Annotated in this window: 11 protein-coding genes and 1 pseudogene; 5 read left to right on the top strand and 7 right to left on the bottom strand. The window is 69.3% G+C overall.

Annotation, left to right across the window (positions count from 1 at the left end; genetic code table 11):
- Nucleotides 1-34 precede the first annotated feature (34 nt).
- Nucleotides 35-2908: a pitrilysin family protein gene (locus D180_RS06505; RefSeq protein WP_017912152.1), complete on the bottom strand. Its 2874-nt coding sequence runs from the start codon at nucleotides 2906-2908 to the stop codon at nucleotides 35-37.
- A gap of 414 nt (nucleotides 2909-3322) precedes the next feature.
- Between D180_RS06505 and D180_RS06500 the strand changes: the two genes are divergently transcribed.
- Both D180_RS06500 and D180_RS06495 read left to right on the top strand, forming a co-directional pair.
- Nucleotides 3323-3799, top strand: coding sequence for a hypothetical protein (locus D180_RS06500; protein WP_017912151.1), 477 nt, complete (start codon nucleotides 3323-3325; stop codon nucleotides 3797-3799).
- Nucleotides 3800-3840: 41 nt separating this feature from the next.
- A complete protein-coding gene (locus D180_RS06495; RefSeq protein WP_017907740.1) occupies nucleotides 3841-4320 on the top strand; it encodes a tRNA (cytidine(34)-2'-O)-methyltransferase in 480 nt (159 codons plus the stop codon).
- Nucleotides 4321-4407: 87 nt separating this feature from the next.
- On the opposite strand, the gene D180_RS06490 is transcribed toward D180_RS06495, so the two are convergent.
- Nucleotides 4408-5097, bottom strand: coding sequence for a DUF1349 domain-containing protein (locus D180_RS06490; protein ID WP_017912150.1), 690 nt, complete (start codon nucleotides 5095-5097; stop codon nucleotides 4408-4410).
- Between the two features lie 148 nt (nucleotides 5098-5245).
- On the opposite strand from D180_RS06490, the gene D180_RS06485 reads away from it, so the two are divergent.
- Nucleotides 5246-5788 (top strand): TetR family transcriptional regulator, encoded by a 543-nt coding sequence (locus D180_RS06485; RefSeq protein ID WP_017912149.1) that lies wholly within the window; start codon nucleotides 5246-5248, stop codon nucleotides 5786-5788.
- Between the two features lie 244 nt (nucleotides 5789-6032).
- Nucleotides 6033-6605 (top strand): Ax21 family protein, encoded by a 573-nt coding sequence (locus D180_RS06480; RefSeq protein ID WP_017907743.1) that lies wholly within the window; start codon nucleotides 6033-6035, stop codon nucleotides 6603-6605.
- 176 nt (nucleotides 6606-6781) lie between these two features.
- Here the strand turns inward: D180_RS06480 and D180_RS06475 are convergent, their stop codons facing one another.
- From D180_RS06475 to D180_RS06455, 5 genes are all read right to left on the bottom strand, one after another.
- Nucleotides 6782-7807: an NAD(P)H-dependent glycerol-3-phosphate dehydrogenase gene (locus D180_RS06475; protein WP_017912148.1), complete on the bottom strand. Its 1026-nt coding sequence runs from the start codon at nucleotides 7805-7807 to the stop codon at nucleotides 6782-6784.
- Between the two features lie 18 nt (nucleotides 7808-7825).
- The gene (gene secB, locus D180_RS06470; protein WP_017907745.1) at nucleotides 7826-8344 is read right to left on the bottom strand and encodes a protein-export chaperone SecB; all 519 of its coding nucleotides are present in this window, start codon (nucleotides 8342-8344) and stop codon (nucleotides 7826-7828) included.
- An 88-nt stretch (nucleotides 8345-8432) separates the two neighbouring features.
- A complete protein-coding gene (locus D180_RS06465; RefSeq protein ID WP_017907746.1) occupies nucleotides 8433-8867 on the bottom strand; it encodes a rhodanese-like domain-containing protein in 435 nt (144 codons plus the stop codon).
- A gap of 53 nt (nucleotides 8868-8920) precedes the next feature.
- Complete coding sequence (locus D180_RS06460) at nucleotides 8921-9340, bottom strand: hypothetical protein (RefSeq protein ID WP_017912147.1); 420 nt, start codon at nucleotides 9338-9340, stop codon at nucleotides 8921-8923.
- A gap of 45 nt (nucleotides 9341-9385) precedes the next feature.
- On the bottom strand, nucleotides 9386-9856 hold the full coding sequence (locus tag D180_RS06455; protein ID WP_017912146.1) for a YiiD C-terminal domain-containing protein: 471 nt from the start codon (nucleotides 9854-9856) through the stop codon (nucleotides 9386-9388).
- A 33-nt stretch (nucleotides 9857-9889) separates the two neighbouring features.
- On the opposite strand from D180_RS06455, the pseudogene D180_RS23395 reads away from it, so the two are divergent.
- A pseudogene (locus tag D180_RS23395) lies at nucleotides 9890-10032 on the top strand (uroporphyrinogen-III synthase); the annotation flags it as partial.

Here is a 10032-nt window from a genome sequence, read left to right as displayed (position 1 = left end):
CGCGCCGGCCATCGCCGACGCGCACCTGCCGCACTCAGCGCGGCGCCGGGGCCGCCGCCGCGCCCTGCGGCACCCCGTCGGCATCGATCACGGTGACCTCGCCCAGCTTCAGCGCGCGCACCGGCGCCTCGATCTGCTTGAGGTCGCCCACCACCACCCAGGTCAAGGTGTTCGGGTCGAGCATCGACGCCGCCTCGCGCACCTGCGCCGGGGTCATCGCCTCGATCTCGGCCTTGCGCTTGAACACGTAGTCGTCGGGGCGGCCGTAGCGGACGATGCCGCCGATCGCGCCCATCACCGCGCTGGCCGTCTCGTAGGCGCCCGGCAGGCTCAGGGTCTGGATGTTGCGGATGCGCGCCACCTCCTCCGCCGTCGGCGGCGCCTTGCCGCTCGCGAAGACGCTGATCTCCTTGTACATCTCCTGCAGCGCCGGGGCGGTCTTGTCGATCTGCACCGGGGCCGAGGCGGTCCAGGGCCGCTGGCCGAGGGCGCTGGCCGCGCCGCTGCGCGCGCCGTAGGACCAGTGCTTGTTCTCGCGCAGGTTCATGTTCAGGCGCGAAGTGAAGTCGCCGCCGATCACGCCATTGGCGATGTCGAAGCGGACCGCCGCCGGATCGGTGGTCGGCGGCACCAGTTCCGAGGCGAACAGGTTGGCCTGCACCGCGCCGGGCTGGTCGATCAGGTACACGCGTGGCTTGGCCGGCCGCGCCACACGGGTCGGGACCGGCACCGAGGGCGCCGTCCCTTCGCCCTTCCAGTCGCCGAACTGCGCGTCCAGCAGCGGCACGATCTCGGCCAGGGTGGTGTCGCCGACCACGATCAGGGTGGCGTGCTCCGGACGCACCCAGTCGCGGTGGAAGTCGACCAGATCCTCGCGCTGCAGGGCCGCGATCGCCGCCTCGGTGCCGATGCCGCTGAACGGCATCGCGTAGGGATGGCCGACGCCGTACAGCAGCGGCGGCAGCACCCGCATCGCCACGCCGTTGGGCTGCGCCTTCTCCTGGCGGATGCTGGCGATCCAGCTGGCGCGGACCCGTTCGATCTCGTTCGGCGCGAAGCGCGGCCGCCGCAGCATGTCCGCGTACAGCGCCAGCGACGGCGCCAGGTTCTCCTTCAGCGCCGACAGGTAGGCATTGCTGCCGTCCAGCGCAGCGCCGGCCGCCAGCGACGCCCCCAATGCCTCGGCCGCATCGGCGAACGCCAGCGCATCGCGCTCGCCGGCGCCATCGTCGAGCATGCCCATGGTGAAGTTGGCCGTCCCCGGCTTGCGCCCCTGGTCGGCGCTGTAGCCGCCCTGGAACTCGTAGCTGAACTGCACCACCGGTACCTCGTGGCGTTCGGCCAGGATCACCGTGGTGCCGTTCTTCAGCGTCGCGCGCTGCAGCGTCGGGAACGTCAGTTTCGGAAACTGGGTGGTCTTGGGCGGGCCGGCGCTGCGGTCGACCACGCTGGGCAGGGTGCGGTACTTGGGATCGACCGGCGGCGGATTCAGCGGCGCCGGTTGCACCGTCGGCTCCTCGGCCTGCGCCACGCGTTCGCCCGGCTGCACCAGCAGGGTGTAGTCGCCCTTGCCCAGCCACTTGCGGCCGACGGCGGTGAGATCGCGCGGGCGGGTCTCGGCGATGGTCGCCAGCGAGGTACGGAAGCAGCCGGGGTCGCCGGTGTACACCGCGCACTCGGCCAGCACGTCGGCCTTGCCGCCGAAGCCGCCGATGCGCTCGACGCCACGGATGAAGCCGGCGCGGAAGGCGGTCTTGGCGCGCGCCAGTTCGGCCTTGTCCGGCCCCTTGTCCAGCAGCCGGCGCAGTTCCTCGTCGATCGCCGCCTCGACCCTGGCCGGGTCCACGCCCTGCTTGACCATGGCGATGATGCCGAAGCCGGAGCCGAGCTGCGACGGCCAGACCGAGGCGCTGACCATATCCACCAGCTTGTCCTGGTGGACCAGGCGCCGGTCCAGCCGCGAAGAGGTGGCGCCGCCCAGCACCTGCGCCAGCAGTTGCAGGCGGTCGACGTCCTCGGTGCCGGTCTGCGCCACGTTCCAGACGCGATAGATCCGCGTCTGCGGCACCTTGTCGGTCATGGTCTCGCGGGTGGACTGGCTGCGCTGGGCCACGTCGACCTTGGGCTGGGCCATGCTCGGGCCGGCCGGGATGTCGCCGAAGTAGCGCGTCACCTTCTCCTTGGCCGTGGCCACGTCGATGTCGCCGGCCAGCACCAGCACCGCGTTGTTGGGACCGTACCAGGTGCGGAACCACTGCTTCACGTCGGCCAGCGAGGCCGCGTTGAGGTCGTTCATCGAGCCGATGACGGTGTGGTGGTACGGGTGGCCGGCCGGATACAGCGCGCGACTCAGCCGGCTCCAGGCCTGCCCGTAAGGCTGGTTTTCGCCCTGGCGCTTCTCGTTCTGCACCACTCCTCGCTGCTCGTCCAGCGCCGCCTGATCGATGGCGCCGAGCAGGTGTCCCATGCGGTCCGACTCCATCCACAGCGCCATGTCCAGCGCGGTGGTCGGCACGTTCTCGAAGTAATTGGTGCGGTCGCTGTTGGTGGTGCCGTTCTGGTCGGTGACGCCGACCTGCTTGAACGGCTCGAAGAACTCGCCGTGGTGGTTCTCGCTGCCCTGGAACATCAGGTGCTCGAACAGATGCGCGAACCCGGTGCGCCCGGCCGGCTCGTCCTTGGCGCCGACGTGGTACCAGAGGTTGACCGCCACGATCGGCGCCTTGCGATCGGTGTGCACCACCACCCGCAACCCATTGGGCAGGGTGAATTGCTCGTAGGCGATATCCACCGACGCGGCGGCAGCGGGCCTGGCCGCCGTCGAAGGCGGCGCGTAGCTCAATGCGCCGAGCGCGACGGACAGGGCGACGGCCAGCAGGGCGCCACGCGGGCGGGTCGAGACAGTCATGCGGATTCCTTCTTCCTTGGGGCGAGTGAAACAGCCGGTGAACGCCGATCGTACCGGGCGTACCGCACGGCGCGCAGTCCGCCGTTGTCGCTGACGCCCTTCTGCAACGGCGTCACCCCCAACCCATCAGCGGGTCGGCTGCCGCCGCGGACGGCGCCGCGCTGTCCGCGTCCGGCGTACGCGAGCGCCCGGGTGTCCGCCCCCGGACACTTTGAGCGGCAAAATTTCCCTTCAAATACAGCAACTTGAAGTTGGCACGCGGCCTGCTTGCAAATCCTCAAACACAGAAGTCCATCCGATCTTGTGAATGCAAGCTTAATAAAACTGCCGAGCGCAAAAAAGTTCTTGCAACCCCTGATTAGGTGTACTACCTTACTACAACACCACTTATCAACAACACCAATGAGGCCCACCATGAAGACCACCGCCCTGCTCCTGACCGCCGCCATCGCCGCCCTGCTCGCCGCGCCATCCTTCGCCGCCACGCAGATCACCACCCTGGATGCGGTGCAGGTGCGCCCTTCCGCCGAGCAGATCGCCCAGCGCAGCATCGAACAGGCCAGCGGCATCGCCACCCTGCCGGCCGTGCAGGTGCGCCCCTCCGCCGAGCAGATCGCCCAGCGCGACGCCGAACTGTCCAGCCGCATCGCCACCCTGGCGGCGGTGCAGGTACGCCCCTCGGCCGAGCAGCTCGCCCAGCGCAACCAGGAGCAGGCCGCCAGCCAGCACGTGGTGACCCTGGCCACCGTGCAGGTGCGTCCGGATGCGGACATGGGCAGCATGCTGGCGATCGGCGACGTGGTCGGCGAGACGCTGGACACCGCGATGCTGCAGCTGCAGCCGAGCCTGCAGAAGCTGGGCCAGGACCTGGCGGTCGGCCTGGTGCGCTGAATCGGCACCAAGGCCTCCGCGCCGGCGCGTACACTGCGCCGATGATCGCCACCCCAACGCTGCATGTTCTGCTGTACCAGCCCGAAATTCCGCCCAACACGGGCAACGTCATCCGTCTCTGCGCCAACACCGGCGCGCAACTGCACCTGATCGAGCCGCTGGGCTTCGACCTCGGCGACCGTCAGCTCAAGCGCGCCGGCCTGGATTACCACGAGTACGCACGATTGCAGGTCCATGCATCGCTGGATGCGGCCCTGCAGGCCATCGCCCCGCGCCGCCTGTTCGCCCTCAGCACCCGCAGCAGCACCCGCTACGACACGCCCGCCTTCGCCGACGGCGACGCCTTCCTGTTCGGCCCGGAAACCCGCGGCCTGCCGGACACGGTGCTGGAGCAAGTGCCCGACGCGCAGCGCCTGCGCCTGCCGATGCAGCCGCACAACCGCAGCCTCAACCTGTCCAACGCGGTCGCGGTGGTGGTGTTCGAGGCGTGGCGGCAACTGGGCTTTCCCGGCGCCGACTGAGCGTACGGCGCGCGTCGCCTGGCAACGCGCCATCCGATGTTCTATCGCTGCATCGCTGGCGCAGCACGCGCCGCGGCACTGCAGGCGTCAGGACAGATCGTGCAGGTCCTTGCCCAGCACCGGCCCCAGGCTCCAGTCGGAGAAGCGGACCTTCAATCCTTCCCGTTCCGGCGTGCACGTCATCGGGCCGACGAGGTAGGAGGAGGCGACCGGGAACGGGCACAACCGCACCAGCGGCCAGGATCTCCCGTCGCGCGAGACCTGCAGGCGCAGCACGCCCTTGTCCACGGTGGCGCGCATCCAGAAATCCGACGCGTCCGCTTCGTACGGGCCGGTGGCCCAGTCCGAACGGCCGTCGGTCAATACGCTGCTGAGCATCGGCCGCCCATCGCTCAGTTCGATGCCGGCCTTGACCCAGCGGCGCTCGTCGACCCGCACCATGAGGCCGGCCTGATCGTAGAGCTGTTCGAACTTGCCGCGCACGCGCAATTGGCAGGTGAAGCGCGCAGGCGCGGCGATGCCGAGGAAATGCCCGCTGTCGCGGGTGAACCCGTAATGGGTTTCGCGCCAGAAATCGCCGCCCTTGTCGGTGACGACCTCGAGCACGCCGCCCGGCAGGATCCGATGGACCTTGGGCGCGTTGAGCCAGGTGCCCGCCTCCCAGCCGGAAGTTGCCCCCGCGCACGCACCGCTCGCCAGCACGACGCTGCCGGCGGCGAGCCCACCCAGGGTCGCCCGACGACCGGTATCCACGTCCTGCTCCCCGCGATTCGCCATCGCTCTGCTCCTCACGTCGCTGTTTCGGAGGCGCCATCGCGGCGATGGCCTTCGTCGACCTCATCGGCGAATTTGTACATCTGTGCCAATTGAGGCGTCAACCGCGACCTGCGATCATCGGCCTTCGTCGAGACAGCGTTGGACAGGCATGAGCGGCAGGACCTGGCGCCAGGATCCGCACCGGAAGGAAGCGATCGAGCAGGCCGCGCTGCGGGTGATCCTGGATCACGGCGTCACCGGCACCACCTTCCGCAAGGTCGCCGAGGAAGCCGGCGTTCCGCTCAGCGCCACCACCTACTATTTCGGCTCGATGCACGACCTGCTGGTCGCCGCGTTCACCCGCTTCTCCCAAGACGTGTCCGCCGACTTCGCTGCCGAAATCCGCACCGCGCAGAACCGCGACCAGGCCTGCGAGGCGGTGGTGAACATCATCTTCGCCGAGGGGACGGCGTCCCCGCGGGTGCTGCTGCTGAGCTACGAACTGTATGCGTTCGCCCGCCGGCATCCGGAGATGACCGCGATCATGCAGCAGTGGATGGCCAGGAGCCGGGCCGCCCTGGAAACGCAGTTCTCCGTCGCCGCATCCGCCGCCATCGATGCCTTCATCGAAGGCGCGACCATCCACCGCTCGGTGGTGCCCATGGACAGGCAACGCGTCCGCGCGGCGATCGAGACGCTTGCCGCGCTGTAGCGTGCCGCTCGCACGCGGTGGGCGTCGCCACCTGCGCTGACAGTCCTGAAATTCCCTGTTGCCTGGAATGCAACGGCGCGCATCACAACACTGCATCGCGAGCGCCTGAACGGGGCGTTTAATTTATGGACTGGTCGGTTTGGGATTCAGGGCGAGTTCGGGTCGCTAACGGATAATTTACATATCGGCAGCGAACGGCCCCACGCCTCAGCGCCGACAAACCAATAACGAAGGTACCCCGATTATGAAGACCTCTCTGCTTGCTCTCGGCCTCCTGGCCACCCTGCCGTTCGCCGCTTCGGCCGCCGAAGGCCTTTCCTACAACTATGCCGAAGCCGGCTACGTCAAGACCGACGCCAGCGGCGGCGATGCCGACGGCTGGGCGGTCAAGGGTTCCTACGCGTTCCACCCGAACTTCAGCGTGTTCGGCGACTTCAACCGCCAGAAGACCGACTTTGCCGACGCACGCGTCGACCAGTGGCGCGTCGGCGCCGGCTACAACCACGAGATCGCGACCAGCACCGACCTGGTGACCCGCGTGGCCTACAACCGTTTCGCCCCGGAATACGGCACCAAGTTCAACGGCTGGAGCGCCGAAGCGGGTATCCGCACCGCGTTCAACCCGTACCTGGAAGTCTATGCCCTGGGTGGTTACGAGGACTACCTGAAGAAGGACGGCGTCAATCCGGAAGGCACCTTCTACGGCCGTCTGGGCGCCCAGGCCAAGCTGAACCAGAACTGGGGCCTGAGCGCCGACCTGAAGATGGACCGCCACGGCGACAAGGAATGGTTCGTCGGCCCGCGCTTCAGCTGGTAAGCGTTGCCTAGCGCCGCGCGCGTCGTCTCTCTCTCCCGCCGCGCGCGGTTCGGAAAGCCCGGTCCCACGACCGGGCTTTTTTTTGCCTGCCGATCCGGCTCATCGCTGACCCACGGATATGCAGACACGCAAACGCCCGGCCAGGCCGGGCGCTTTCGTGTCCGGCGGCAGCCGGATCAACTGAACAAGGTGGTCGGGTACTCGGGCTTCTGTTCGCGCGCCAGCAGCTGCTGCAGGCCGACCGCCGGGGTCAGCTCGCCATGCAGGACCGCGCGCACCGCGTTGGAGATCGGCAGATCGATGCCGTGGCGCTCGGCCTGGCGCATCACCTCGTCGGCGGTCTGCACCGACTCGACCACCTGACCGATCGCGCGCACCGCCTCCTGCAGCGGTTGCCCACGGCCCAGCGCCAGGCCCAGCCGACGGTTGCGCGAGAGGTCGCCGGTACAGGTGAGCACCAGGTCGCCGAGTCCGGCCAGCCCCATCAGGGTTTCCGGCTTGGCGCCGATCGCCGCGGCCAGCCGCAGCATCTCGTTGAGGCCGCGGGTGATCAGGCCGGCACGGGCGTTGAGGCCCAGTTCCATGCCGTCGGCCACACCGGTGGCCACCGCCAGCACGTTCTTCATCGCCCCGCCCAGCTCGGCGCCGACCATGTCGTCGCCGGTATAGGCGCGGAAGGTCGGGCCGTGCATGGCGTCGGCGACCTGCTGCGCGAACGCGGCATCGCCGTGCACGGTCACCGCGGTCGGCAGGTCCAGGGCCACTTCCTTGGCGAAGGAGGGACCGGTGACCACCGCCAGCGGGACGTCCTCGCCGAGGATCTCCTGCGCCACTTCGTGCAGGAACCGCCCGGACCCGGGCTCGAAGCCCTTGGTCGCCCAGGCCACGCCGGCCTGCGCCGGGCGCAGCGGCGCCAGTTGCTGCAGGGTGTCGGTGAACGCATGCGACGGCACCACCACCAGGATCCAGTCGGCGCCGTCGATGGCCGCCGCCAGGTCGGTGGTGGCCTGCAGGCCCTCCGGCAGCGCGATCCCCGGCAAATAGCGCGGGTTTTCGTGGCGCTGCCCGATGGCCTCGGCGACCACGGCGTCGCGGCCCCACAGCACGGTCGGATACCCGTGCCGTGCGGTCAGCGACGCCAGCGCCGTGCCCCAGGAGCCGGCGCCGAGGACGGCGATCTTCTTCTTGGCGTTATCGCGCATGCGCAACGGCGAACGCGCTCAGGCGTTGCCGGCCGGCTCCGAATCGGCCAGCGACTGGCCCTCGCCCTGCTGCGCGCGCTGGCGCAGGGTCTCGGCGTACAGGGCCTCGAAGTTGATCGGCTGCAGGAAGAACGGCGGGAAGCCGCCGGCCTGGATCAGGTCGCTGACCAGCGAGCGCACGTACGGGAACAGGATGCTCGGGCACTGGGTGCCGAGCAGCACGTCCACCGCCTGCGGGTCCAGGCCGACCAGGCCGAACACGCCGGCCTGTTGCACTTCGGCCACGTAGGCGGTCTTGCCGCCGGCGGTGCAGGTTAGGGTCACGGCCAGCACGACTTCGAAGGCCTGCTCGTTCAGCTGCTGCACGCGCTGGTTGAGGTTGAGCTGCAGTTCCGGCTGCGCGTTGTCGTTGAACACCGACGGCGCGTTGGGGGACTCGAAGGACACGTCCTTGACGTAGATCTTCTCGATGGTGAAAGCGGGACCGGCCGCGGCGTCGGCCGGCGCCGCGGCGCCGTTGTTGGTGAGGTCGGACATTGCTTGACTCCGGTGGATTCGGTAACAGAAAGAAACGGGATTATCACACGCCGGCCGCGCCCCTCGAGGTCGGACCGGACGCGGTGTCTCAGCGGCCCTTGACCAGCGGCAGCTCGGCCTGCTGCCAGGCGGCGATGCCGCCCTCGAGCACGTAGACCTGCTCGAAGCCGGCCTTCTTCAACTGCTTGGCGGCGCCGTCGGCGGTGGTGCCGGTGCGGCAGACCAGCACCACCGGCTGCGCCTTGGCGTTGGCCACCAGCTTGTGCTCGGGGCCGAACTGGCTGGCGGTGGCGTTGCGGCTGCCGGCGATGTGGCCCTTCTCGAAATCGGCCGAGGCCGACAGGTCGACCACCACCGCATTGCCGGCGTTGATCAGGCGGGTCAGCTCCGCCGGCCGCAGGCTCTTGTAGCCACGGAACAGGCGCGCCACTTCGGTGACGATCAGGGCGATGGTCAGGCCCACCAGGGCCAGGGCCAGCATCGGGTTGCGGCCGGCGAAGGCCAGCAGTTCTTCGAAGTTCACGGGACTCGGGGGCTGGAAGCGGGCGCCGATTGTCGCACAGCTCGGCGACCGCGCTACTGGCCGTTCCACAGGTCCGGCAGGCCGTCCTGCAGCCACCAGGTCTTGGCCTCGGGGTCCCAGCGCCAACGCTCGCGGTAGCGGACGATGCGCTCGGCCTGGGTATTGCGGTTGATCACGCCCAGTTCGATCTCGCGCAGCGCCTCGCCGTCGCCGACCGCGCCGCCGCCGACCTTGTAGGAGGAGACCTGGATCTGCCGGTAGCGCTCCAGTTGCAGGTCGGTCAGCGGATGCGCCTGGCGGTAGGCCGGGTCGACCACCTGCCAGGCGGTCTCGAACTCGCTCCAGCGCACCGCCGCGGCGTAGGCGGTCTGCAGATCGTCGAGCTTGCGCTGTTGCACGCGGCTGCCGGCCACGGCCGCGCCGGTCCAGCCCAGCAGCAACAGCAGCGCGAGCGCGCGGAACATCGAGGGCATGGCGGCGTCCAGGTGGCGGCGCGCGGGGCGCGCGATCCGCGCATCCTACCCCTTGGCGAGGGCCACGAAGCGACCGCTCAGGGTCGCCGCCGCCGCCGCGCCGGGCGCGCCGACCTGGGCCTGGATGCCGATGCGGGCGCGGCCGCGCTGGCGGAAGGTATTCACGAACACGGCCCAGTCGGCCTCCGCATCGGCATTGGCCTGGGCATGCAGATCGGCGTAGAGCGGCGCCAGGTAGCGCACCTGGCTGTCGGCGACGTAGACGTCGGCCTGCAGGCCGGCGCGGTGCAGCTCGCAGTTGACCAGCCCCCAGCCGGCCAGGGTCATCACCGAGCCCAGGCTGCCGCCGAAGGCGTTGCCCTTGTCGTTGAGGTTGGCCGCCAGTGGTGCGACCAGTTGCAGGCGCTGCTCGGCATACTCGTGCACGGCGACCTGCAGCGCCGCCACCGGCGGCATGGCCTGGAACTGCCGTTGCAACTGCTGCAGGAACGCCTCGAAGGAAAGATCCGCTGCCATGATGCGATTGTGCTGCCGGTGGGGGCTCGCATAATGCCTGGCATGAGCGCGCATGCAACCGCCGCCCCGACCTGGACCCTGATCTCGCTGCGCCCGCAGGGCGAGCACGCGCCGCTGCGGCGGGCCGCGGCGCGCTGCGGCGCACGGGTGCTGGCGGTGTCACCGTGGCGGCTGCG

The sequence above is a fragment of the Xanthomonas sp. SHU 166 genome, assembly GCF_000364685.1.
GTDB lineage: Bacteria > Pseudomonadota > Gammaproteobacteria > Xanthomonadales > Xanthomonadaceae > Xanthomonas_A > Xanthomonas_A sontii.
The sequence above is the reverse complement of the archived record's forward strand: the minus strand, read 5'-3'. Positions and strand labels throughout refer to the sequence as shown.